The sequence below is a fragment of the Nocardioides sp. SR21 genome (assembly GCF_022761125.1).
Lineage (GTDB): Bacteria > Actinomycetota > Actinomycetes > Propionibacteriales > Nocardioidaceae > Nocardioides.
In genome coordinates this window covers 1-24,027 of record NZ_JAKWJR010000002.1, presented here as the reverse complement: position 1 = coordinate 24,027, position 24,027 = coordinate 1, and the positions used below count along the sequence as shown (strand labels likewise).

Genomic DNA, 24,027 nt, shown 5'->3' with positions numbered 1-24,027 from the left:
GATCCGGGTGACCGACCCCGGTGGCTCAGGACGTCCAGACGACGAACGCCAGCACCAGCCAGGCGGCCGCCACGCCGGCCGCGGTCAGCGCGGCCAGCAGCGCCAGGATGAACCAGGTGCGGCCCGCGCCCTCGACGTCGCCCTCGGTGGCGCGCGCGTCGACCCGCTCGGGGTGCTCGGGGTCGTAGGCGACCTCGATCTCGTCGCCCACCCCGGGCGGCGGAGCCGGTACGTCGGTGAGCGTCAGCGCCTCGACCGGCTCGCTCGCTCCGGCCGGCACGAAGCTGACCCGCGGGAAGTAGCGGGTGTCCGGGGACGACCCGAGCGCGAGGTCCTTGGCCTCGATCGCGACCACGGTCGCGGTGCTGTGCACCGCGCGGCTGCGGAACGTCCGAGCGCTGCGGCGTACCGCCCGGCCCTTGAGCAGCAGGCCTGCCGCGAGCAGGAGGAACAGCAGCGTCGCCCCGAGCAGGAGCAGCGTCGGGACGTAGTGGATCTTCACAGCGCGGCGTACTCGGGCTTGATCCGGTCGTTGATGATCGCGAGCCGCTCGTCGAACGGGAGGAACGCCGACTTCATCGCGTTGATCGTGAACCACTGGAGGTCGCGCAGCTCGTAGCCGAACGCCTCGACGAGCTGCCACATCTCGTTGCTCATCGAGGTCTGGCTCATCAGCCGGTTGTCGGTGTTGACCGTGACCCGGAAGCCCAGCTTCTTGAGGAGCCCGATCGGGTGCTCCCCGATCGACGTCGCCGCGCCGGTCTGGAGGTTCGACGACGGGCACATCTCCAGCGGGATCCGCTTGTCCCGGACGTACGCCGCGAGCAGGCCGAGCTCGACCGAGCCGTCGGCAGCGACGGTCACGTCGTCGATGATGCGGACGCCGTGGCCGAGCCGGTCGGCGCCGCACCACTGGATCGCCTGCCAGATCGACGGCAGCCCGAAGCCCTCGCCTGCGTGAATGGTGAAGTGGGCGTTCTCGCGCTGGAGGTACTCGAACGCGTCGAGGTGCCGGGTGGGCGGGTAGCCCGCCTCCGCGCCGGCGATGTCGAAGCCCGCGACACCGCGGTCGCGCCAGGCGATCGCGAGCTCGGCGATCTCCATCGACCGGGCCTGGTGCCGCATCGCGGTGAGCAGCTGGCGGACGACGATGCTGCCGCCGGCGGCGGCGACGCCCTCGTCGAAGCCGGCCTGCACGGCCGCGACCACCTCGTCGAGGCTGAGCCCCTCCGAGACGTGCTGCTCGGGGGCGTAGCGGACCTCGGCGTACACGACACCGTCCGCGGCCAGGTCCTCGACGCACTCGCGCGCCACCCGGGTGATCGCGTCGGCGGTCTGCATGACCGCGACGGTGTGGTCGAACGTCTCGAGGTAGCGCTCCAGCGAGCCCGAGTCGCACGCCTCCTGGAACCAGGTGCCCAGCGACTTCGCGGTGAGGTCCCCGCCGACCGCCGGCAGCGCGTGCCCGATCTCGGCCGAGAGGTCGATGATCGTCTGCGGCCGGAGTCCACCGTCGAGGTGGTCGTGGAGGAGCACCTTGGGCGCCCGTCGTACCTGGTCGAGGGTCGGCTTCATGGCCCGATCCTGTCAGAACCGGTCAGGAGAGCTCGCCCGGTTCGGTGTTCGCGATGGTCCCCGAGAGGCCGACCACCTCGGCCGGGAGCAGCTGCGACATCTGGCCGCTGTGGCTCATCGTCACGGTCACCACACCATGGGCGGGGACGGCGGTCGAGATCTCGGTGACCGCGTCGTCCGCCTCGGAGGAGCAGCGGGTGTCCTCCGCCTCGAAGCGACCGTCGCCCTGCTGCTCGAGGTCGTCGCAGCTCGCCGCGACCTCGTCGGCGACGAGATCGCGCACGGCGTCGGCGTCGGCTCCGCCGTACGACGTCAGCGTGATCGCCAGCAGGACCGGAGCGTCCGCGGCGGTGCCCGACATCGAGCAGGTCGCGACGCTCTGGTCGCCCGCCGGCGCGGTCCGGTGCTCGTCCTCCGAGAGCCCCCATCGCTCGACGACGTTGTCGGGCACGGCCGCGCAGAGGTTGTCGGGCAGCTCCGCGGCGCTCACCGGGTCGGGGTCGTCGTCGCTGCTGCACCCGGTCCCGACGACGGCCACGAGGGCAGCGGTCACCAGCACCCACCGAGATCGCATGCCGGGAGCGTCCCACCGGGCCGCGGGCGCAAAACCTGCTGGTTCTCGGGTTTGGGAGACGGCGGGGCGTGGGCATGTGCAGTGGCATGACGTTCTCGGGTACCGACCGGAACCGGTCGCTGAGCATCACCCTCGATCAGGACCGCCGGGTCATCGACGTCCGGGTCCTCGAGCAGGACCAGCTGCGCAACCCCGTGGCGTTCGGGGACGCGCTGCAGGAGGCGTTCGCGGTCGCCGACGGCGAGCGGATCCTGGCGGCGCTCGAGGCCCACGGCGACGCCGAGGACTACCTCGCACGCGCCGAGGCCACCTTCACCGGCCAGAGCCCCGCCCAGGCGCCGCCCCGCCCGGACATGAGCCGCGGGGCGTCGGCCGCCCGGCGCGCAGCCGGCACCGGCGTCGCCCTCGCGGCGCGGCCGGAGCCACCGCCGCCGCTCACCTCGGAGAACGGCTACCTCACCATCCAGCGCGGGGCCGACGGCCGGCTGATGCGCGTCGAGGCCGACGCCGAGTGGCTGAGCGGCGCTCGCCCCCAACACCTGCAACAGGCTGTGCTGCAAGCCATCCGACTCGGGACGGAGAACCGCTGATGACCCTGGAAGCAGACCGTGGAGCGCTGATCGCCGCAGCGGCCGGCTGGGACGGCGTCGCCGACGAGGTGGCCGCCGCGCAGATGGAGCTGTGGTCCGGCAACGGGCAGGGCGCACAGTTCGGCTGGTTCGCCAGCCGCGCCGGCATCGACTCCCAACACGACCAGTTCATCACCGCGATGATCGACGCGATGTCGACGGGCTCGGCCAAGGTTCGTGAGATCGCGGACGCGCTGCGACGTACCGCCGAGGACTTCGGCGCCACCGACACCTCCGTCGCCGACGAGTTCCACAACGAGGACGGGACGCCGCGATGACCGAGTACGACTACTTCTCCGAGTACAGCGACGACGTCGACAAGCAGATCGAGACCCTCACCGACAAGGTCGAGGAGGGCGTGCAGCAGGTCCTCGACACGTTCAACGACACCATCGGCTCCAAGGGCTGGATGTGGTTCGTCTCCCCCGCCGTGAAGATCGCCTACGAGGTCGCCAAGGACAACCTCGAGGAGGAGATCCAGCGGCTGTGGGACGAGTTCGGCAAGGCCGTCGACGAGATGTGGGCCAAGGTCGAGGAGATGACCGGCAACCCCTGGAACCTCATGGACATGAACGCCGCGTACCTCCGCGCGGCCGGCAAGATCCGCGACGAGAAGACCGTCATCAACGACCTCACGACCGAGGTCAGCCAGCACTGGCAGGGCGTCGCGTACACGTCGTACCTCCACGTCGCCCAGGAGCAGCTGGCCGCGATCAACGGCGTCGACAAGGGCCTGGTCCGCGCCGCGACCGCCTGTGCCGAGGGCGCCCAGCAGATCCGGTCGATCTGGCGCGACATGATCGAGGCGATCCTCGGGGTCGTCGACACCATCCTCGACGCCATCAAGGACGGCACCGACGCCGGCCAGTGGGTCACGTTCGACGCCGGCCCGGCGATCAAGGTGATCGGCAAGATCGTCACCGAGGCGATCCGGCTGTGGAACGACCTCGACCGCTACTTCGACTCCAACGTCACCGTGAAGCTCAGCATGTGGCGCGAGCTCAACTCGGGTCTCGACGGTCTGGACGCCAACAACGAGTGGCCGTCGGTCTCCTCGCGCGACTCCGAGGACATGGCCGACCAGGGCAACTGGGGACAGAAGTGACGCGCTAGCGGTTGCCTCTGGAGTTCGTCGCAGGTGCCGCGAGGTGCGTGCCCGGGGTGCGGGGCACCCGAGGAACCTCCGGTGGTGACCGCTACCGTCCCTGTATGCGCGTCTTCACGACTCTTGACGAGGTGGCCGCCGCGAGCGGCGAGGAGCTCGGCAGCTCGGATTGGCTGACGATCGAGCAGGACCGGGTGGACCAGTTCGCCGAGGCGACCGGTGACCACCAGTGGATCCACGTCGACGCCGAGCGCGCCGCCGGTGGCCCGTTCGGCGGCACCATCGCGCACGGCTACCTCACGCTCTCGCTGGTGCCGATGCTCGGCAGCCAGGTCTTCGCCCTCGAGACCCCCGGCGCCAAGCTCAACTACGGCGTCAACAAGGTCCGCTTCCCGAGCCCGGTCCGCGTCGGCAAGCGGGTCCGCGCCCACGTCACCCTCGGCGAGGTCGTCGACCTCCCCGCCGGCAAGCAGATGACGCTGAAGTACACGGTCGAGATCGAGGACGAGCCCAAGCCGGCCTGTGTCGCCGAGACGGTCGTCCTGCTGCTGCCCTGATCTCGGTCGGAATCCCCGTCGACCGGGGATTCGGTCACTTGCCGGGGGTTGCAACGGCCGTCAAGCGACAGAACAGGCCGTCAGGTCACCCAGCAGGATCAGCCGATCCGGTCGATGACCAGCGGAGCCGGCTCGTACGACGTCCCGATGTCGTAGCCGCCCTCGAGCGACGCCAGCGCCCGCTCGAAGCGGTGCTCGTCGTCGGTGAGCAGCGTGAAGAGCGGTGCGCCAGCGGTGACCTCGTCACCGGGACGGGCGTGCCAGACGACGCCGGCGCCGGCCTGCACCGGGTCCTCCTTGCGGGCCCGGCCGGCGCCGAGGCGCCAGGCGGCCAGGCCGACGGCCATCGCGTCGAGGCGGGTGAGTACGCCGGACGTCGGGGCCGTCACGACGTGCGACTCGCGAGCGACCGGGAGCGCGGCGTCCGGGTCGCCGTCCTGCGCGCGGATCATCTGCTTCCAGACGTCAATCGCCGAGCCGTCGGCCAGCTTCTCGGCCGGGTCGACGTCGTCGCGACCGGCGCCGGCGAGCATCTCGCGGGCCAGCGCGAGCGTCAGCTCGACGACGTCGGCGGGTCCGCCACCGGCGAGCACGTCGACCGACTCCTGCACCTCGATCGCGTTGCCCGCCGTCAGCCCCAACGGCGTGGACATGTCGGTGAGCAGCGCGACGGTGTTGACGCCGGCGTCCTTGCCGAGCGCGACCATGGTCTCGGCGAGCTCACGGGCGGTCTCGACGCTCTTCATGAACGCACCGGTGCCGACCTTCACGTCGAGCACCAGCGCGCCGGTGCCCTCGGCGATCTTCTTGGACATGATCGAGCTCGCGATCAGCGGGATCGCCTCGACCGTGCCGGTCACGTCGCGCAGCGCGTAGAGCTTCTTGTCGGCCGGCGCCAGCCCGTCGCCCGCGGCGCAGATCACCGCGCCCACGGACTCGAGCTGGGCGAACATCTCCTCGTTCGACAGGGCCGCACGCCAGCCGGGGATCGACTCGAGCTTGTCGAGGGTGCCACCGGTGTGGCCCAGCCCGCGGCCCGACAGCTGCGGCACGGCGACACCGCAGGCCGCGACGAGCGGGGCGAGCGGCAGGGTGATCTTGTCGCCCACGCCACCGGTCGAGTGCTTGTCGGCGGTCGGGCGCGAGAGCGTCGAGAAGTCCATCCGCTCCCCCGACGCGATCATCGCGGCGGTCCAGCGGGCGATCTCGCGCCGGTCCATCCCGTTGAGCAGGATCGCCATCGCCAGCGCCGCCATCTGCTCGTCGGCGACCGCGCCGCGCGTGTAGGCGTCGATCACCCAGTCGATCTGGCTGTCCGTGAGCTCCTGGCGGTCGCGCTTGGCGAGGATCACCTCGACGGCGTCGTGTTGCGTCGGCATGCCCCGACCCTAGATGTTGAGGTCCTCAGGGCCGAAAGCGTCGGGGAGCACCTCGGACATCGGCCGCACCCCCGAGACCGTCATCAGCAGCAGGTCGCGACCGCCGTTCTCGTACAGCAGCTGGCGGCACCGGCCGCACGGCATGATCACGTCGCCCTCGCCGTTCACGCAGACGAAGTGGGTGAGCCGACCACCGCCGGTGATGTGCAGCTGGCTGACCAGACCACACTCCGCGCAGAGGACGACGCCGTACGCCGCGTTCTCGACGTTGCAGCCCTGCAGCAGCCGCCCGTCGTCGGCGATCGCGGCCGCCCCGACGGGGTAGCGGGAGTACGGCGCGTAGGCGTGGCTCGCCGCCTCGACCGCGGCGGCGCGGAGCGCCTCCCAGTCACCCGGTTCGACGGTCAACGCAGCGTCCGGCCGAGGGATTTGCGGTAGATCACACCGGTCGCGGGAACGAACACCCGGCCATCGTAACCGTTACACAATCTTTCCCTTGGAACCGCAGAACGGCGGGTCGGGATTCGGTACGGTGACCGCTTGTCGCTCCGTACCAGACGGGCGAAATTATGGAGGCAATAGTGAACAACTTCAGGAAGGCCGCGGCCAGCGGCTTTGTCGCGCTGCTCGCGGCATCCGTCATGACTGCGTGCGGCAGCGAGCCGGAGGAGAACAGCTCCGACGACAGCACTTCCGGCGCCACCGCTGAGGCCCTGGACTTCCTGCCGTGCATCGTCTCCGATGCGGGCGGCTTCGACGACAAGTCGTTCAACCAGCTCAGCTACGAGGGCGTCAAGCAGGCCGCTGACGAGCTCGGCGTCGAGATGAAGGACGTCGAGTCCAACAGCGAGAACGACTACGGCCCGAACCTCGAGAGCCTGGTCGCCGAGGGCTGCGACACCATCGTGACCGTGGGCTTCGCGCTCGCCGCCGCGACCAAGGAGTCGGCCGCCGCGAACCCCGACATCGAGTACGTCCTGATCGACGACGCCGCTGACGGTGGCGACGACGGCCAGACCTTCGACGGCCAGCCCGACGTCGAGAACATCAAGCCGCTGCTCTACGACACGGCCCAGGCCGCGTTCCTCGCCGGCTACGTCGCCGCGGACTACACCCAGACCGGTGTCGTCGGCACCTACGGCGGCATGCCCTTCCCGACCGTCACGATCTTCATGGACGGCTTCAAGCAGGGCGCTGAGTACTACGCCGAGCAGAAGGGCAAGGACGTCAAGGTCGTCGGCTGGGACGGCGAGAACGGCTCCTTCACCGGTGGCTTCGAGGCCAACGAGACCGCGACCAACACCGCGCGCCAGCTCCTCGACCAGGACGTCGACGTGATCCTCCCGGTCGGTGGCCCGATCTACCAGGGTGCGCTGACCGCGATCGCCGACTCCGGCAAGGACATCGCGATGCTCGGTGTGGACGCCGACTTCTTCGAGACCGACCCGAACACGCAGGACGTCGTGCTCACCTCGATCCTGAAGAACATGAAGGTCTCGACCTACGAGGCCGTCATGGCTGCCGGCAACGACGAGTTCGACTTCACGCCGTACGTCGGCACGCTGGAGAACGACGGCGTCGGCATCGCTCCGTTCCACAACTTCGAGGACAAGGTCAACCCGGACCTCCAGGGCGAGCTGGACGAGATCAAGGCCGGCATCATCGACGGCTCGATCAAGGTCACGTCGTACCTGAACCCGTGATCCTGAAGTAGCAACACCTGACAGAGGGAGGTCGGCCCCGAGCCGGCCTCCCTCTGGCATGCTCGGACTGCCCCGACCCCCGCAACTAGGATGCCGTGACATGAAGCTCGTCCTCCGTGACATCACGAAGCGCTTCGGGACGCTCGTCGCCAACGACCGGATCTCGTTGACGGTCGAACCCGGCGAGATCCACTGCCTGCTCGGCGAGAACGGTGCCGGCAAGTCGACGCTGATGAACGTCCTCTACGGCCTCTACCAGGCCGACGAGGGCGAGATCGAGCTCGACGGCACGGTGCGCAACTTCTCCGGCCCGGGCGACGCCATCGCCGCCGGCATCGGCATGGTGCACCAGCACTTCATGCTCATCCCCGTCTTCACCGTCGCCGAGAACGTCATGCTCGGCAACGAGGCGACCGGCTTCGCCGGCTCGCTCGACCTGGACGCCGCCCGCGAGCGCGTGCGAGAGATCTCCGCCCGCTTCGGGTTCGACGTGAACCCGGACGCGGTCGTCGAGGACCTCCCCGTCGGCGTGCAGCAGCGGGTCGAGATCATCAAGGCCCTGTCGCGCGACGCGCAGGTGCTCGTCCTCGACGAGCCCACCGCGGTCCTGACGCCGCAGGAGACCGACGAGCTCATGCAGATCATGCGTCAGCTCAAGGAGTCCGGAAAGGCCATCGTCTTCATCACCCACAAGCTCCGCGAGGTCCGCGAGGTGGCCGACAAGATCACGGTCATCCGCCTGGGCAAGGTCGTCGGCGAGGCCAGCCCCACCGCGAGCAACGCCGACCTCGCCGCCCTGATGGTCGGTCGCCCGGTCGAGCTCACCGTGCACAAGAACCCGCCGAAGCTCGGCTCGGACTCGCTCGTCGTCGACAACCTGCGCGTGGTCGACGACCTCGGGCGGGTGCACGTCGACCAGGTCAGCTTCACCATCAAGGCCGGCGAGATCCTCGCCGTCGCCGGCGTGCAGGGCAACGGCCAGACCGAGCTCACCGAGGCGCTGCTCGGCCTCGAGGACCACGTCACCGGCTCGATCAAGCTGAACGGGCAGGAGCTGATCGGCCGCTCGGTCCGCAACATCCTCGAGTCCGGCGTCGGGTTCATCCCGGAGGACCGCCAGATCGAGGGCCTGGTCGGCGACTTCACGATCGCCGAGAACCTCATGCTCAACCGCAGCCACGGCGAGCCCTTCGTCAAGCGCGGCTCGCTCCAGCTCGACAAGCTCCACGCCTTCGCCCACGAGAAGGTCAAGGAGTACGACGTCCGCGCCCCCGGCATCACCACGCTGGCCGGACAGCTCTCGGGTGGCAACCAGCAGAAGGTGGTCGTGGCGCGTGAGCTCTCACGCGACCTCGAGCTCCTGGTCGCCGCTCAGCCGACGCGCGGCGTCGACGTGGGCTCGATCGAGTTCATCCACAAGCAGATCGTCGCGGGGCGCGACGCCGGCGTACCCGTCCTGGTCGTCTCGACCGAGCTGGACGAGGTCGTGGCGCTGGCCGACCGGATCATGGTCCTCTACCGCGGCCAGGTGGTCGGGATCGTCCCCTCAGACACACCCCGCGAGGTACTCGGACTGATGATGACCGGCGAGCGTCCGGAAGGGATGACCGCATGAGCAACCCTGCTGGGACCGACGAGCGTCCCCCGAGCGAGCCCGAGGGCGCGGAGCCCGAGGAGCAGCAGCCGAGCCGCTGGCACGGCGTACTGCGGGAGATCACCTCCAGCAGCGCCATGGTGGCCGTGCTGTCGGTGCTGCTCGCGATCGCCTTCGGCTCGATCCTGATCGCCGTCACCGACGAGGAGGTCCGATCGACAGCGGGCTACATCTTCGCGGCGCCCGGTGACTTCTTCAACGCACTCTGGGACGCGATCTGGGGTGCGTACACCGCGCTCTTCCGCGGGTCCATCTACAACACCCGGGCGGAGACCTTCGAGCAGGCGATCCGCCCGCTCACCGAGACCGCCAAGTTCGCGGCGCCGCTGATCGCGGCCGGCCTCGGCGTCGGCCTCGCGTTCCGCGCCGGCATGTTCAACATCGGTGGCCGCGGCCAGATGCTGATGGCCGGCGCGGCGTCGGGCTGGGTCGCCTACCAGTTCGACCTGCCGGGCTTCGTGCACCTGACCTTCGCGATCGCCGTCGGCATGGCCGCAGGTGCCCTGTGGGCCGGCATCGCCGGTCTCCTCAAGGCCCGCACCGGCGCGCACGAGGTGATCGTCACGATCATGCTCAACTACGTCGCGTACTACCTCGTGTTCTTCGCACTGTCGAAGCAGAGCCTCCTGCAGGCGCCCGGGTCCTTCAACCCGAAGTCGCTGCCGGCCAAGGACTCGGCGATCATGCCGAAGCTCCTGGGCGACCAGTTCAACCTCCACCTGGGCTTCCTGCTGGCGCTGGTCGCGGTGGCGTTCACGTGGTGGCTGCTGGAGCGCTCCTCGCTGGGCTTCCGGATCCGCGCGGTCGGCATCAACCCGCCCGCCGCGAAGGCGTCCGGCATCAACGTCGGCCGCACCTACACCGTCGTGATGCTGATCGCCGGTGCGCTGGTCGGCCTCGCAGGCGCCAACCAGGTCCTCGGCACCGTCACCAGCGGCGTCACGGTCGACCTCGACGCCGGCATCGGCTTCGACGCGATCACGGTGGCGCTCCTGGGCCGCTCCCGCCCGCTCGGCATCCTCGCCGCGGGCCTGCTGTTCGGCGCGTTCAAGGCCGGCGGCTTCGCGATGCAGGCGTCGGAGAACATCCCCGTCGACATCGTGCTGGTGGTGCAGTCCCTGATCGTGCTGTTCATCGCGGCGCCACCCCTGATCCGCGCCATCTTCCGACTCCCCGCCCAGGAGGCGAAGTGAGCACCACGACCGCGGCCAGCGTTCCGCTCGACGAGACCCCGCTCGCCGGGGTCACCACGGTCATCGACAAGAAGGCGCCCGTCCTGTTCGGCGCCCTCACGATCGGCCTGCTGCTCCTCGTGCTCCTGGCCGGCGAGTCCGGAGACACGACCTTCCGCCTCGCGACCGGCACGGACTTCTTCGAGATCCCGGAGATCACGGTCCCGTCGATCGCGACCACGTGGCTGATGGTGGCGATCTGCGCGCTGTGCACCGCCTGGTCGGTCCGCCTGTACCTCGCGAGGCGCAGGACGCCCATGTGGCTCGTGGTCGTCTTCGCGCTGATGTGGATGATCGGCTTCCTGACCTGGGCCGCCACCGGCGCCACGATCCCCGTGGTCGGCCTGCTCGCGGGCTCGCTGGCGCTCGCCGTCCCCCTCGTCTTCGGCGCCCTCGGCGGCGTCCTCGGTGAGCGCGCCGGTGTCGTCAACATCGCCATCGACGGCCAGCTCCTCGCCGGTGCCTTCGCCGCCGCGCTCGTCGGCTCGATCGTCGGGAGCACGTGGGCCGGCGTCGGCGCCTCGATGGTCGCCGGCATGCTCGTCGCGCTGCTGCTCGGTCTCTTCGCGATCAACTACTTCGTCGACCAGGTCATCGTCGGCGTCGTGCTGAACGTGCTGGTGATCGGCCTGACCAGCTTCATGTTCACCCAGGTGCTGGCGCCGAACGCCGCGGACCTCAACCACCCGCCGCGCTTCGAGAAGATCCCGATCCCGGTGCTCGGTGACATCCCGCTGATCGGCCCGATCTTCTTCCGCCAGACCGCGATCGTCTACGTCCTCTACATCACCGTCGCGCTGGTGACCTGGGCGCTCTACCGCACCAAGTGGGGCCTGCGGGTCCGCTCGGTCGGCGAGCACCCGAAGGCCGCGGACACCGTCGGCATCAAGGTCAACGCCACCCGCTGGCGCACGATCCTGCTCGCCGGCGCGATCGCGGGCATGGGCGGCGCGTTCTACACGCTCGTGTCGGTCCCCCAGTTCAACCGTGAGATGACCGGCGGTGCCGGCTACATCGCGCTCGCAGCGGTGATCTTCGGCCAGTGGGACCCGATCCGCGCGACGCTCGCGGCGCTGCTGTTCGGCTTCGCGTCGAACCTGCAGGGCGTGCTCTCGGTGATCGGCTCGCCGGTGCCCAGCCAGTTCATGCTGATGCTGCCGTACGTCGTCACGATCTTCGCCGTGGCCGGGCTGGTCGGGAAGTCCCGCGCGCCGGCGTCGGTCGGCATCCCCTACCGCAAGGGCTAGCCCGAGACGCGCCAGCGGATCGGCTGATGGTGGTCGAGCGAGCGGCGCGACTGAGCCTGCGACGTCGCGACCCGCGTGTCGAGACCAGTACGACCTGAGAACTCAGTCCTCGAGGGCGGCGTACGCGAGCACGCGTGCGCCGACCGCGACCGCGCGCTCGTCGACGCGCAGGTTGCCCTGGTGCAGGTCGTACGTCGGGCCGCCCGGGGTGCGCGTGCCGAGCCGGCCCATCGCGCCGGGGACCCGGTCGAGGTACCACCCGAAGTCCTCGCCGCCGAGGCTCTGCTGCGTCGGGACGTGCCCGGCCGACCCCAGCACCCGCTCCACGGCGCGCCCCAGGAGCGCGATGGAGGCGACGTCGTTGACCACGGGAGGTACGCCGCGCTGGTAGTCGACCTGCGCGTGCACGCCGTACGGCGCCACGATCTCCTCGACCAGCAGCGGCACGAGCTTCTCGGCCTCGGACCACGCGACGGCGTCGAGCATCCGCACGGTGCCGCCGATCCGGCCGGTCGCCGGGATCACGTTGTGCGCCGAGCCCGCCCGGACCAGCCCCCACACGACGCTGACGCCGGAGCGGGGGTCGAGGCGGCGCGACAGGATGGACGGCAGCTCGGTGACGACCTTCGCCAGGGCGTAGGTCAGGTCCTCGGTCAGGTGTGGGCGCGAGGTGTGGCCGCCGGAGCCGGTGAGGGTGACGTCGAGGTGGTCCGCGGCGCCGGTGATCGGGCCCTCGCGCAGGCCGACGCTGCCGACGTCCAGGGTGGGGTCGCAGTGCAGGCCGAAGATCCGCTCGACGTCGTCGAGCGCGCCGAGGTCCATCAGCGAGAGGGCTCCTCCCGGCATGACCTCCTCGGCGGGCTGGAACAGCAGCCGGACCCGTCCCGGCAGCAACCCGGCCTGGTGGACCCGGCCCAGCGCTATCGCCGCGCCCACCAGCGCCGTGGTGTGCACGTCGTGGCCGCAGGCGTGCGTGACGCCCTCGACCGTGCTGGCCCAGGGGTCGGAGGTCAGGTCGGGCACCGGCAGCGCGTCCAGGTCGGCCCGCAGGGCCACGATCGGGCCCTGCTCGCCCAGGTCGGCGACCAGACCGGTGCGGGACAGCTCGGTGACGCGCCACCCGGCGCGCTGGACCCGGGCGGAGACGAGCGCGGTGGTGCGCAGCTCGCGCCAGGACAGCTCCGGGTGGGCGTGCAGGTCGCGGCGCAGGTCGATCAGCTCATCGGTGTGCTCGTCGATGACGGCGTCGATCAGCGTCTCGTGCGGGACTGGCGCGGAGTCGGACATCACTCCGAGGTTAGTTCATGACAGCGGGCCCCGGCCTTCCGGCCGGGGCCCGCTTCGTGCTCGAACGGTCAGCCCATCGGGGTGGGGTACTTCAGCACCGCACCCGTGGCGGGGCCCTCCGGCGGGTCGGTCAGACCCGTGCGGGTCACGTAGACGGAGTCGCCCGCGACCTCGACGTCACCCGGGAACGGCAGCTCGGCGAACGTCGTCGGCTCCCCGCCGAGCGGCGCCGCCAGCACGATGCCGGGGAACAGCATCGAGATGAGCGCCGTGGTGCCGTCGAACGCGACGCCGACCGGGCTCATCAGCCCGGGCGCCATCTCCGTCACCGCGCCGGCAGTCGTCACGCGGTAGAGCGCGCCGACCGGCATCGCCTCGCCCGCGGCACCGCCGAGGGTGGTGACGTACAGGTTGCCGTCGGGGCCGACCTCGACATCGGTCGGGACCGCCTCGCCCTTGTAGGTCTTGCCGTCGGCGCACTTGGGCAGGCCCAGGCCCTTGCGGAGGGTCTTGTTCACCTTGACCTTCACGGGCGGAAGCACGGCGAGGGTGCTGATGCCGGACTCGTCGATCGCGAAGATCGCGTTCGCCGCGGCGTCGGCGACGTACGTCGTGTCGCCGCTGGTCGCGGTGGCGTAGGGGTGCGACTCCTTGATCCCGCCGTGCGGGAGCACGAACTTGCGCATCGGCTTCGGCATCTGCTTCTTGCACGACTTCGAGAGGCCGAAGACGCCGTACTTCGTCTTGCCGTCGGGGTTCTTCGCCTTCTCGAAGGCCCAGGTGTTGGCGATCTCGTCCTGCGCAAGACCCTCACCGTCGGGGGTGAGCGTGTAGATACGCGCATCCGCCGGCTGGCCCTCCTGCTGGGTCGTCGCGAAGGTGAGGACGTCGCCCGCGACGGAGAGAGCACCGACCTCGCGCTGACCCTCGTCGGCGTAGATGTCCGTCGTCTCCCCTCCGGGAGCGACCTTCGTGATCGTGGACATGAAGTTCTGCGAGGCGTAGACGGTGCCGTCAGCGGCGACTGCGGTGCTCAGCACGCTGACCAGGCCGTCGACGACGACCTCGGGCTCGGCTGCGTGCGCGGCGGGTGCGAACGACGTGGACAGCAGCGCCAAGGCGGCTGCGGCCACGGGGATGAGTGGGGTGCGACGCATGTTTCCTCCGTTGCTGGAATCGATGTGCGTCAGTGTGCTCGTCCCGGTGTCCCGGCCGCATGGGATCGGTGTCCCGAACCGTTGGGACGCCTAGACCACTCACCCGTCAGCGCTGGTCGTACGCCGCGATGATCCGGTCGGCCGCCAGGGTCGCGGGCAGCTCGCCGGAGAGCACCGCGTCGCGCAGCTCGGCGCGGATCGCCTTGACGCCCTCGGAGTGCCGCAGTCGCTGGTCGAGCTCGTCGCGCACCAGCGCCCAGGTGAAGTCGAGCTGCTGGCGGGCGCGCTTGTCGGCGACGCCGTCGGCGCCGAGGTGCGCGCGGTGCTCGCCGATCCGGTCCCACACGTCGTCGACGCCGGTGCCCTCGAGCGCGGAGCAGGTGACCACCGGCGGCGCCCACTCCTGCTTGCCGCGTACCAGCCGCAGCGCGCCGGCCAGGTCCCGCGCGGCCGCGCGGGCCTCCTGCTGACGGTCCCCGTCGGCCTTGTTCACCGCGATCACGTCGGCGATCTCGAGGATGCCCTTCTTGATGCCCTGCAGCTGGTCGCCGGTGCGCGCCAGCGTGAGGAACAGGAAGGTGTCGACCATGCCCGCGACGGTCACCTCGGACTGGCCGACGCCGACCGTCTCGACCAGCACGACGTCGTACGCCGCCGCCTCGAGGACCGCCATCGCCTGCACGGTCGCGCGGGCGACGCCGCCGAGGGTGCCGGCGCTCGGCGAGGGGCGGATGTAGGCGTGCGGGTCGGTGGCCAGGCGCGCCATCCGGGTCTTGTCGCCGAGGACCGAGCCGCCGGTCCGCACGCTCGACGGGTCGACCGCGAGCACGCCGACCCGGTGACCGGCCGCGGTCAGCCGGGAGCCGAGCGCCTCGATGAACGTCGACTTCCCGACGCCTGGCACGCCGGAGATGCCGACCCGCGTCGATGCCGTGGCCGGGGGCAGCTCGGTGAGCAGCTCCCGTGCCTGCTGGCGATGCCGCGGGCTGGTCGACTCGACCAGGGTGATCGCCTGCGAGACCGCAGCGCGGTTCCCGGCGCGGATGCCCTCGAGGAGGGCCGCTACGTCAGGCATGTCCCAGCTGCTCGCGCAGCCGGGCCAGCAGGTCGAGGGCGGACTCGGCGATGACCGTGCCCGGCAGGAACACCGCGGCCGCGCCCATCTCCGTCAGCGTGGGCACGTCGTCGGGCGGGATGACCCCGCCGATCACGACCATGATGTCCGCACGGCCCTGCTCGGCCAGCGCGTTCTTCAGCGCGGGCAGCAGCGTGAGGTGACCGGCCGCGAGCGACGAGACGCCCACGATGTGCACGTCCGCGTCGATCGCCTGCTGGGCGACCTCCTCGGGCGTGGAGAACAGCGGCCCCACGTCGACGTCGAAGCCCATGTCGGCGAACGCGCTCACCACGACCTTCTGGCCGCGGTCGTGGCCGTCCTGGCCCATCTTCGCGACCAGGATGCGCGGGCGCCGTCCCTCGGCCTCCTCGAACTCGTCGGTCGCGGCGAGGACCTGCTGCACGACGGTGCTGCCGGACTCGGTCGACTCGTCACGGAACACGCCGCTGATCGTACGGATCACGGCCTGGTGCCGCCCGTACACCTTCTCCAGCGCGTCGGAGATCTCCCCGACGGTCGCCTTGTTGCGGGCCGCGTCGACCGACAGCGCCAGCAGGTTGCCGTCGTTGCGCTCGGCCGCGTTGGTCAGCGCCTCGAGCGAGTGTCGTACGTCGTCGTCGTTGCGCTCGGCGCGCAGCCGCTCGAGCTTGGCGAGCTGCTGGCGGTAGACGTCGTCGTTGTCGACCTTGAGCACGTCGAGCTTGTCCTCGGCCGCGAGCCGGTAGGTGTTGACGCCGATCACCTTCTGGGCGCCGGAGTCGATCCGGGCCTGGGTGCGCGCGGCGGCCTCCTCGATGCGGAGCTTCGGGATGCCCTGCTCGATGGCGGCCGCCATGCCGCCGGCCCGCTCGGCCTCGAGGATGTGCGCCCAGGCGCGCTCGGCGAGATCGTGGGTCAGGCGCTCGACGTAGTAGCTGCCGGCCCAGGGGTCGATCGTGCCCGTCGTACCGCTCTCCTGCTGCAGCAGCAGCTGGGTGTTGCGCGCGATCCGGGCCGAGAAGTCGGTCGGCAGCGCGATCGCCTCGTCGAGGGCGTTGGTGTGCAGGCTCTGGGTGTGGCCCTGCGTCGAGGCCATCGCCTCGATGCAGGTGCGGCCGACGTTGTTGAACACGTCCTGCGCGGTGAGCGACCAGCCGCTGGTCTGCGAGTGGGTGCGCAGGCTGAGCGACTTCGGGTTCTGCGGGTCGAACTGGCGCACCAGCCGCGCCCACAGCGCCCGGGCCGCGCGCATCTTCGCGACCTCCATGAAGAAGTTCATGCCGATCGCCCAGAAGAACGACAGCCGCGGCGCGAACTGGTCGATGGTCATGCCGGTCGCGAGGCCCGCGCGGATGTACTCGACGCCGTCGGCGAGCGTGTACGCCAGCTCCAGGTCGGCCGTCGCACCGGCCTCCTGGATGTGGTAGCCGGAGATGGAGATCGAGTTGAAGCGCGGCATCTTCTCGGCGGTGTAGCTGAAGATGTCGGAGATGATCCGCATGCTCGGCGCCGGCGGGTAGATGTAGGTGTTGCGGACCATGAACTCCTTGAGGATGTCGTTCTGGATGGTCCCCGCGAGCTGCTCCGGCTTCACCCCCTGCTCCTCGGCCGCCGCGATGTAGAGCGCGAGCACGGGCAGCACGGCGCCGTTCATCGTCATCGACACCGACATCTGGTCGAGCGGGATGCCGTCGAACAGCTGGCGCGCGTCGTAGATCGAGTCGATCGCCACGCCCGCCATGCCGACGTCGCCGCGCACCCGCGGGTGGTCGGAGTCGTAGCCGCGGTGCGTCGCCAGGTCGAACGCGACGCTGAGGCCCTTCTGGCCGGCGGCGAGGTTGCGGCGGTAGAACGCGTTGGACTCCTCGGCGGTGGAGAAGCCGGCGTACTGCCGGATCGTCCACGGCTGGGTCGTGTACATCGTCGGATAGGGCCCGCGCAGGAACGGGCTCAGGCCGGGCAGCGTGTCGAGCGCGTCGAGGCCGGCGATGTCCTCGGGGCCGTACGACGGCTTGATCTCGATGCCCTCCGGGGACATCCACGGCTCGGCGCTGAAGCTCTTCGGGACGGTCATGCGAGCTTCTCCCTCGTGCGGGTCAGGAAGTCGAGGGCGTCCACGCCCATGGCGCAGCTGTCGTCGGCCCAGTCGCGCGGCTTGCCCGCGACGATGACCCACTCGGCGCCGTTCGCGCGCAGCTCGGCGGCGACCTCGGCGCCCTGCTCGTCGTATGCGGCATCGGTGCCGGCCACGCAGGCGACGCGGCCGGGCTCCGTGGTCACGGCGATGCCGCCGGCCGCGAGCAGGTTGGTCGCGAACGTCGCGCGGGCGGTGTGCTGCGCGACCGTGCCGATCGTGGCGAGGTGGACCGGGGTGGCAGGAGGCGTGTCGCGCAGCGCCTCGAAGCTGGCGCCGTAGCGGCGTACCGGGTCCGGCTCACCCTCGCGGTCGGGCAGCGTCTCGCCGAGGTTCGGGAACTCGGTGAGGCCGGTGATCGGCCGCTTGCGGGTGGCGATCTCGGCCTCGCGCTTGGCGACGGTCTCGGCGATCTCGGCGGCGAGGGCTGCCCCAGGATCGGGCGCGTCGTCGAGGCGGCCGAACGTCACCCAGGCCGCGCGGGCCAGGTCGTCGGTGAGCTTCTCGACGGCGTACGAGCCACCGGCCGGGTCGGCCACGTGGGCGACGTGTGCCTCGTCGATGAGCAGGTGGCTGGTGTTGCGCGCGATCCGGCGCCCGAAGCCGTCGGGGCGGCCGAGCGGGCTGTCGAACGGCAGCACGGTGACGCTGTCGGCTCCCCCGACGCCGGCGGCGAACGCCGCGACCGTGGTGCGCAGCATGTTCACCCACGGGTCGTACTTCGTCATCATCGGCCGGCTGGTGACCGCGTGCAGCTTCATCGCCCCGGTGGTCGAGCCCGTCGCGACCCCCGACAGCTCGAGCACCCGGGTCCAGAGCCGGCGAGCCGCGCGCAGCTTGGCGATCGTGGCGAACTGCTCGTCGGTCGCGGCGTAGCGGAACTCCACCAGGGCGGCGGCGTCGTCGACGCTGACGCCGGCCTGGGTGAGGGTGCGGAGGTACGCCGCGCCCGCGGCCATCGACCAGGCGAGCTCCTGGACGTCGCTGCTGCCCTGGTCGTGGATCGCACTCGCGTCGACGACGAACGCGCGGACTCCCCGCTCCTTCGCCTGCTGGGCGAGGTCGGCGGTCGCGGCGGCCGCCGGGACGCCGAGGTTGGTCTCGGGGTGCAGCTCGCGGCCCTCGGCGTACGCGAGGAAGGCCGCGGGGTCCTGCCCGTCGAGCACGACCGGCGCCAGGTCGAGGAGCACGCCCTCGAGCAGCCCGGCGAGGTCCGCGTCGCCGCGGAGCCAGAGCGAGGTGACGCCCCCGTCGAGGTCGGTCAGCGCCTCCTCGTTGGTCGTGACCTGCGCCCGGATGTCCCAGTCGCCCGAGCGCGTGGGACGACCGGAGGTCTCGAGACCGTCCAGCAGCGCGGCGGTCCCGAGCGGCGTGACGGCGATGCCGTCGAGCGTCGTCCGCGTGAGCTTCTTCCAGACCAGGTCGTCCGGGTCCTCGTCGGTCATCCGCCGCGCCTTGCGCAGCACCGCGGCCGCCTGCGACTCCCAGTCGGCGGAGGTCCAGGTGTCCCCGGGGGACGCCAGGTCGAGCGAGCCCTGCGCAGGCTCCAGCTCCGCGGGCTCTTCCAGCCCGGCGTGGTCAGTCATAGAGCGCACGATAGGGAGGTACCCCGCCCGGGGCCACTGAGTGTGACCTTCTCAACGATGCCTTCATCGCTCAGCGACGACGACTGCGGATCCGCTAGCGCCGATCGTCGCGACCTCCGGCGAGCCGGGGACGGTGAGCGGGAGGTCGAGCGGCGCGCGCACCCGCACGGTCACGCTCGACGAGGCGCGGTCGACCGAGACGTCGAAGGAGAGGCCGGGGTACTCGGCGTACGCACCGGACGAGACGAGGTACTCGTGCACCGCGGCACGGACGGCGCCGGAGGTGAGGTCGAGGCGGCCCTCGGGGACGCCGCCGGTGTAGACCTCGCGGCCGGTGGCGCCGAGGTCGGCGCCACGCAGCGCGGCGCCGTCGGCGACGGTGTCGAGGCCCTGGCGCTGCAGGTAGGCGGCCGAGGCGTCGACGACCATGGCGATCGCCATCAGGAGCACGAACGCGAAGCCGACGATCATCACCGTCGCCTGGCCGCCCTCGTCACGGCGCCGCACGGTCGACCTCCTGGCTCTGCACTTCTTGAAACTGACCGATCGGCACCGTGTGCGTCGAGTCGAGCGCGAAGCTCGGGGCGTTGCCGCCCAGGAAGGCCGGCAGCAGCGGCAGGTCGACGCGCGAGCAGATCACGACCGTGATGACCGACGTGCCGCTGTGGCAGTCGTGGGGGTACGGCGTGCACGTGATGCGTACGTCGAGAGGTGCGTCGTCGATGCCCTGGTCGGCCAGTGCCTGCCGGGCGGCTGCCTCCGCGCGCTGCCGGCCCTCGGCGTCGGTGGGGGCGAGCGCGTAGGCCCGGCCGGCCGCGCGGGCGGCGCCGCTGACCGCGAACGCGCCGCGCTGCACCTCGAAGACCGACAGGATGATCCAGAGCAGCGGGATCAGCAGCAGGATGCCGAGCCAGGTGAGCTCGACCAACGCGCTCCCCTCCTCGCCCCGCCGACTCCTCACGGCCGCTGCTCCTCCACCGCGCGGCCGGTGACCGTCAGCTCGACGCCCGGGCCGAAGAGGCCGAGCGCCGGGACGGTCGCGTGGACGACGACCTCGATGCCTGGAGCACCGCTGACGGTCGCCGGGCGGGCGGTGACGTCGTCGGCGTACTGCCCCGAGATCGCGCCGTCGATCTGGTGGCGGGTGCGCGCCTCACCGTCACCGGGGCCGCGGTCCAGGGTGGCGGCGTACCGCGCGCCTTCCGACGCGGCGGACGCCAGGGTGTTGCGGACCAGCAGCACCAGCGCGACCTGGAGGATGCCGAGGAAGATCGGCACCAGCACGACCAGGACCAGCACGAAGTCCACGACCGCGGACCCGCGCTCGCCCCGCGGGCGGGGCACTACTTCACCTGGTCGAGCGCACTGCTGAGCATCGACTGCAGCTGCGGCTTCGCGACCATCGTGATCGCGACGACCAGGCCCGCCGTCATCACCGTGATCATCACCCAGCCAGGCACGTCACCTCGCTCGTCGCGCGGCCGGGGCGCGGTCAGGGCGAGGTAGAGCCTCGTCAGGGTCGTCGACATGTGTTCCATTGCTCCTCCTAGGGAGTCGTCAGGCTGAGACCGACCACGCCGGGCCAGAACGCGAACAGGACGGTGATCGGGAGTACGAGGAACACGACCGGCACCATCATGAAGACCTCCTTGCGGGCGGCCGTCTCGATGAGCTCGCGGCGGCTGGCCTCGCGGACGTCGGCCGCCTGGGCGTGCAGTACGTCGGCGAGTGGGGTTCCTCGCTCGACCGCGATCGCGACGCCTTGGGCGAACCGCGCGACCAGCGGCAGGCCGGTCGCCGCGGCGAGGCGGTCGAAGGCGGCGCCGACCGGTTCGCCGGTGCGGATGTCGGCGAGCACGCGCGCCAGGTCGACCGACAGCTCGCCGCCGCTGCGTCGTACGACGCGGTCGAGCGCGAGGACCGGGCTCTCCCCCGCGGCGACCGCCAGCGCCAGCAGCTCGGCGACGGTCGGGAACTCCGCCAGGATGCGCCGCTCGCGGGCGCGGACCTGGCTGGTGAGGTGCGAGTCGCGGAGCAGCACGCCGACCACGAACGCGATCGCGCACAGCATCAGGGAGCCCGCCACGGAGCCCGAGCCGCCGATCATCCGCAGCACGCCGACCGCCGCGGCCACGGCGAACCCGACGACTCCCCAGAGCACCTGCTCGACCCGGAACTCCTGCACGGTCTTGTCGATGTCGGCGCGCTCCAGCCGGCGGCGTACCGACGTCGCGCCACCGAGCACGCGCTCGACGGTGTCGCCCGCCATCCGCAGCAGGGACCGCGGCGACGCCGACGCGGCACGCAGCGCGGGGTTGGTGCCGACCTGGGGCAGGTCGCGCACGTACGGCAGCACCCGCACCGCGAGCTGCGGACGCCGCATCGCGCGCACGCGGGTCGCGACGAGCAGCAGCCCGGCCGCGAGGACCGCGCCGAGAGTGGCTCCCCACAGCATCGGCGTCACGACAGGATCCGCCGCTCGGTGGGCAGGCGTCCGATCCGCATCATCAGCCGGTACGCCGCCACGCACGCGACCGCACCGACGGTGAGCACGACGACGCCGGCGCCCGAGGCGTAGCGCTGGATGACGTCGGACTGGAACGACATGAACAGCAGCACCAGCCACGGCGAGGCGACGGCGAGACGAGCGCCGTTGACCGTCCAGGCCTGGCGGGCCTCGAGCTCGGAGCGGGTGCGCGCGTCGTCGCGGAGGTACGCCGAGAGGTTGCGCAGCAGCCGCCCGAGCTCGCCCCCGCCGACCTCGCGCGCGATCCGCAGCCCCTCGATCACCCGGTCGCCGACCGGGTCGGCGAGCCGGTCCTTGAGCCGGTCGAGACTCTCCCCGAACCGTCCGGTCACCTGGTAGTCGAGCGCGAACCGGTCGAACGCGTCGCGCAACGGCTCGGGCCCGCGCGTGCCGAGCGCGGACAGCGCGTCCGGCAGCGACATCCCGGCGCGTACGGCGGACGTGAGGTTGTCGACCGCCTCCGGCCAGACCTCGGCGAGCTCGCGCTGCCGACGGCGGGCGCGGCCGGACACCACCGCCACCGGGAGCCAGGCGCCCATCAGGCCGAACGCGATCGCGACCGGCGGGGTGCCCGAGACGACCTGCAGCGCGAGCCCCGCGACCAGGCCGCAGACCACGCACAGGATCACGAAGCCGGTCACGGACACCTGCCCGAGCCCGGCCCGGGCCAGCAGCCGGGTCGCGCGGCCCGCCGTACGGCGCTCCGCCGGTGATCTGCGAGGCAGGAAGAACGCGCTCCAGATGAGCATCAGCCCGACGCCGACGCCCAACCCGACGAGCGCGCCCATCAGCGTTCCTGGGCCAGGATCCGGTGGACGTCGAGGCCCACGCGCTCGTAGCGCTCGGGGTGCGGCGGCCGGCCGCCGGTCGCGCGCAGCCCGCCGCCGCGGCGCTCGAAGACCGGCTCGGTCTCGATCACGTCGCTCTCGACACGGCCCGGGACGCCCACGACCTCGTTGACCCGGCGGACGCCGTGCTCGTCGACGCCGAGGTGGACGACGAGGTCGACGCTCGCCGCGACGGTGGGGACGACGAACCGGGCGGAGATGTTCTCGCCGGCCAGCAGCGGCAGCGTGCACATCTTCACCACGGCCTCGCGCGCGGAGTTGGCGTGGATCGTGCACATGCCGGGCAAGCCGGCGTTCAGGGCGAGCAGCAGGTCGAGGCACTCCTCGGCGCGGACCTCGCCCACGATGATCCGGCTGGGCCGCATCCGCAGGCTCTCCTTCACGAGCTCGCGGAGGCGGATCTCGCCGGTCCCCTCGAGCCCGGCCTGCCGGGTCTGCAGCGGCACCCAGTCCGGGTGCGGGAAGCGCAGCTCGAAGACCTCCTCGGCCGACACGACCCGCTCACCGCCGGGGATCGCGGCCGCCAGGCAGTTGAGCATCGTGGTCTTGCCTGCCTGGGTCCCGCCGGCGACCAGGATGTTGAGGCCGGCGCGGACCGAGGCCTCGAGGAAGGCGGCGGCGGACGGCGTCAGGCTGCCGAGCTCGACCAGGTCGGGGAGTCGTGCCGCGCGCAGCACGAACTTGCGGATGTTCACCGCCGAGAAGCCGCGGCTGATGCCCTCGAGCACGACGTGCAGCCGGTGCCCCTCGGGCAGCATCGCGTCGACGAACGGCCGGCTGAGGTCGATCCTGCGACCGCTCGACTTCAGCATCCGCTCGACCAGCTCCTGCACCTGCGCGCTGGTGAGCACCAGGTTCGTGAGCTCGTGACGGCCGTGCCGGGCGACGAAGACCCGGCTCGGGTCGTTGATCCAGATCTCCTCGACGGCCGGGTCGTCGAGGAACTGCTGCAGCGGACCGAACCCGGACACCCGCGCGACCAGCTCGCCGACCATCGAGTCCACGTCGGGAACCGGCGCGACCGCACCGGTCAGGCTGCGGTCGTCGTGGTCGCGGACGACGTGCTCGGCGATGCGGCGCACCAGAGCGGCGTCTCGCTGCGGGTCGACCGCCTCCTGCCGCACCAGCTCGCGCACGTGCTGGTCGAGCTCCTCGACGAGCTCGTCGTGCGCGTTCGCCGTACGCCGTTGGGTCAGTGACATCGGATCCCCCGAGATGGAAACGGTGACGTCAGTCTTCCGGCCGGATCACGGCTTCAAACCGCACGGGACTGCCCTGTGGAGAAGGTCAGTCGAGCACGCTGGGAGCGGCGTCCTCGTCGTCGACCCAGTCCTCGCTGGCGTCGAAGAGGTCGCGCTTGCGGCGCTTGTCGTCGTCCTTGCGGTTGCCCGCGCGACCCGCGGCCGTGCCGCCTCCGGCACCACCAGCAGACCGTCCGCCGCCTCCGGCAGCGCCAGCGGACCGGCCGCCGCGACCGGCGGCGGAGCCGCCCCCGCGCGACGAGCCTGCGCGCGACGAGGCGGCGCGGTTGGCAGTGGAGGTGCCGCCACCGGGGCTGACGGCCGAGCCGCCGGGTTTGCCGCCGAGGGCACCGGAGACACCGGTGCGGCCCGTGGCGCCGATGCCGCGCACGCCGCTCGCAGCGGTGCCGGGCGAGGCGACGACCGGGGTGACGGCGCCGGGGCGGATGCCGCCCGCGGCGAGGCCGGAGGCGAGCAGGCCGCCGCCGAGGCCGCC

At 71.3% G+C, this 24,027-nt stretch carries 25 protein-coding genes and 1 pseudogene; 8 read left to right on the top strand and 18 right to left on the bottom strand.

The window, feature by feature from the left end; translation table 11 throughout:
* Positions 1-25: 25 nt before the first annotated feature.
* From MJ604_RS03395 to MJ604_RS03385, 3 genes are read right to left on the bottom strand one after another with little or no spacing between them, the layout of a single operon-like run.
* Entirely contained in the window at positions 26-502 is a 477-nt protein-coding gene (locus MJ604_RS03395; protein WP_243056887.1) for a DUF3592 domain-containing protein, read from the bottom strand.
* Positions 499-1,575, bottom strand: coding sequence for an adenosine deaminase (locus MJ604_RS03390; RefSeq protein WP_243056886.1), 1,077 nt, complete (start codon positions 1,573-1,575; stop codon positions 499-501). Before MJ604_RS03390 ends, MJ604_RS03395 begins: the two co-directional genes overlap by 4 nt.
* A gap of 22 nt (positions 1,576-1,597) precedes the next feature.
* Complete coding sequence (locus tag MJ604_RS03385; RefSeq protein WP_243056885.1) at positions 1,598-2,149, bottom strand: hypothetical protein; 552 nt, start codon at positions 2,147-2,149, stop codon at positions 1,598-1,600.
* An 86-nt stretch (positions 2,150-2,235) separates the two neighbouring features.
* On the opposite strand from MJ604_RS03385, the gene MJ604_RS03380 reads away from it, so the two are divergent.
* The 4 genes from MJ604_RS03380 (at position 2,236) to MJ604_RS03365 (ending at position 4,440) form a co-directional block, all read left to right on the top strand.
* Positions 2,236-2,739 (top strand): hypothetical protein, encoded by a 504-nt coding sequence (locus MJ604_RS03380; RefSeq protein ID WP_243056884.1) that lies wholly within the window; start codon positions 2,236-2,238, stop codon positions 2,737-2,739.
* The gene (locus tag MJ604_RS03375) at positions 2,739-3,056 is read left to right on the top strand and encodes a hypothetical protein (RefSeq protein ID WP_243056883.1); all 318 of its coding nucleotides are present in this window, start codon (positions 2,739-2,741) and stop codon (positions 3,054-3,056) included. The genes MJ604_RS03380 and MJ604_RS03375 overlap by 1 nt, the downstream gene beginning before the upstream one ends.
* Positions 3,053-3,883 (top strand): hypothetical protein, encoded by an 831-nt coding sequence (locus MJ604_RS03370; protein ID WP_243056882.1) that lies wholly within the window; start codon positions 3,053-3,055, stop codon positions 3,881-3,883. Before MJ604_RS03375 ends, MJ604_RS03370 begins: the two co-directional genes overlap by 4 nt.
* A gap of 104 nt (positions 3,884-3,987) precedes the next feature.
* On the top strand, positions 3,988-4,440 hold the full coding sequence (locus MJ604_RS03365) for a MaoC family dehydratase (RefSeq protein ID WP_243056881.1): 453 nt from the start codon (positions 3,988-3,990) through the stop codon (positions 4,438-4,440).
* Positions 4,441-4,538: 98 nt separating this feature from the next.
* On the opposite strand, the gene MJ604_RS03360 is transcribed toward MJ604_RS03365, so the two are convergent.
* The gene (locus tag MJ604_RS03360; RefSeq protein WP_243056880.1) at positions 4,539-5,819 is read right to left on the bottom strand and encodes a thymidine phosphorylase; all 1,281 of its coding nucleotides are present in this window, start codon (positions 5,817-5,819) and stop codon (positions 4,539-4,541) included.
* Positions 5,820-5,828: 9 nt separating this feature from the next.
* On the bottom strand, positions 5,829-6,227 hold the full coding sequence (locus MJ604_RS03355) for a cytidine deaminase (protein WP_243056879.1): 399 nt from the start codon (positions 6,225-6,227) through the stop codon (positions 5,829-5,831).
* Positions 6,228-6,400: 173 nt separating this feature from the next.
* Here MJ604_RS03355 and MJ604_RS03350 point away from each other — a divergent pair, with 173 nt between their 5' ends.
* The 4 genes from MJ604_RS03350 (at position 6,401) to MJ604_RS03335 (ending at position 11,655) form a co-directional block, all read left to right on the top strand.
* Positions 6,401-7,522 (top strand): BMP family protein, encoded by a 1,122-nt coding sequence (locus MJ604_RS03350; RefSeq protein WP_243056878.1) that lies wholly within the window; start codon positions 6,401-6,403, stop codon positions 7,520-7,522.
* A 100-nt stretch (positions 7,523-7,622) separates the two neighbouring features.
* Positions 7,623-9,137, top strand: coding sequence for an ABC transporter ATP-binding protein (locus tag MJ604_RS03345; protein WP_243056877.1), 1,515 nt, complete (start codon positions 7,623-7,625; stop codon positions 9,135-9,137).
* On the top strand, positions 9,134-10,369 hold the full coding sequence (locus MJ604_RS03340) for an ABC transporter permease (protein WP_243056876.1): 1,236 nt from the start codon (positions 9,134-9,136) through the stop codon (positions 10,367-10,369). Before MJ604_RS03345 ends, MJ604_RS03340 begins: the two co-directional genes overlap by 4 nt.
* Complete coding sequence (locus MJ604_RS03335) at positions 10,366-11,655, top strand: ABC transporter permease (protein ID WP_243056875.1); 1,290 nt, start codon at positions 10,366-10,368, stop codon at positions 11,653-11,655. The genes MJ604_RS03340 and MJ604_RS03335 overlap by 4 nt, the downstream gene beginning before the upstream one ends.
* Positions 11,656-11,757: 102 nt before the next feature.
* Here MJ604_RS03335 and MJ604_RS03330 read toward each other — a convergent pair whose 3' ends face one another.
* From MJ604_RS03330 to MJ604_RS23700, 13 genes and pseudogenes are all read right to left on the bottom strand, one after another.
* Positions 11,758-12,942, bottom strand: a complete 1,185-nt coding sequence (locus MJ604_RS03330) for an amidohydrolase (RefSeq protein WP_243056874.1) — start codon at positions 12,940-12,942, stop codon at positions 11,758-11,760.
* Between the two features lie 68 nt (positions 12,943-13,010).
* The gene (locus tag MJ604_RS03325; RefSeq protein ID WP_243056873.1) at positions 13,011-14,099 is read right to left on the bottom strand and encodes a ScyD/ScyE family protein; all 1,089 of its coding nucleotides are present in this window, start codon (positions 14,097-14,099) and stop codon (positions 13,011-13,013) included.
* Between the two features lie 106 nt (positions 14,100-14,205).
* A complete protein-coding gene (meaB, locus tag MJ604_RS03320) occupies positions 14,206-15,174 on the bottom strand; it encodes a methylmalonyl Co-A mutase-associated GTPase MeaB (protein WP_243056872.1) in 969 nt (322 codons plus the stop codon).
* Complete coding sequence (gene scpA, locus MJ604_RS03315) at positions 15,167-17,269, bottom strand: methylmalonyl-CoA mutase (protein ID WP_243056871.1); 2,103 nt, start codon at positions 17,267-17,269, stop codon at positions 15,167-15,169. The genes meaB and scpA overlap by 8 nt, the downstream gene beginning before the upstream one ends.
* Positions 17,266-18,915 carry a methylmalonyl-CoA mutase family protein gene (locus tag MJ604_RS03310; RefSeq protein WP_243056870.1) on the bottom strand — a complete coding sequence of 550 codons (1,650 nt, stop codon included), beginning with the start codon at positions 18,913-18,915 and terminating at the stop codon, positions 17,266-17,268. The genes scpA and MJ604_RS03310 overlap by 4 nt, the downstream gene beginning before the upstream one ends.
* Positions 18,916-18,978: 63 nt before the next feature.
* Positions 18,979-19,422: a TadE/TadG family type IV pilus assembly protein gene (locus MJ604_RS03305; RefSeq protein ID WP_243056869.1), complete on the bottom strand. Its 444-nt coding sequence runs from the start codon at positions 19,420-19,422 to the stop codon at positions 18,979-18,981.
* Positions 19,409-19,876, bottom strand: coding sequence for a hypothetical protein (locus MJ604_RS03300; protein ID WP_243056868.1), 468 nt, complete (start codon positions 19,874-19,876; stop codon positions 19,409-19,411). The genes MJ604_RS03305 and MJ604_RS03300 overlap by 14 nt, the downstream gene beginning before the upstream one ends.
* Positions 19,873-20,259, bottom strand: coding sequence for a TadE family protein (locus tag MJ604_RS03295; RefSeq protein WP_243056867.1), 387 nt, complete (start codon positions 20,257-20,259; stop codon positions 19,873-19,875). The genes MJ604_RS03300 and MJ604_RS03295 overlap by 4 nt, the downstream gene beginning before the upstream one ends.
* Complete coding sequence (locus MJ604_RS03290; protein WP_243056866.1) at positions 20,259-20,444, bottom strand: hypothetical protein; 186 nt, start codon at positions 20,442-20,444, stop codon at positions 20,259-20,261. The genes MJ604_RS03295 and MJ604_RS03290 overlap by 1 nt, the downstream gene beginning before the upstream one ends.
* Positions 20,445-20,461: 17 nt before the next feature.
* The gene (locus MJ604_RS03285; protein WP_243057375.1) at positions 20,462-21,370 is read right to left on the bottom strand and encodes a type II secretion system F family protein; all 909 of its coding nucleotides are present in this window, start codon (positions 21,368-21,370) and stop codon (positions 20,462-20,464) included.
* Positions 21,371-21,375: 5 nt separating this feature from the next.
* Entirely contained in the window at positions 21,376-22,230 is an 855-nt protein-coding gene (locus tag MJ604_RS03280; protein WP_243056865.1) for a type II secretion system F family protein, read from the bottom strand.
* Positions 22,230-23,492, bottom strand: a complete 1,263-nt coding sequence (locus MJ604_RS03275) for a CpaF family protein (RefSeq protein WP_243056864.1) — start codon at positions 23,490-23,492, stop codon at positions 22,230-22,232. Before MJ604_RS03275 ends, MJ604_RS03280 begins: the two co-directional genes overlap by 1 nt.
* An 85-nt stretch (positions 23,493-23,577) precedes the next feature.
* Positions 23,578-24,027 (bottom strand): annotated as a pseudogene (locus MJ604_RS23700) (hypothetical protein); the annotation flags it as partial.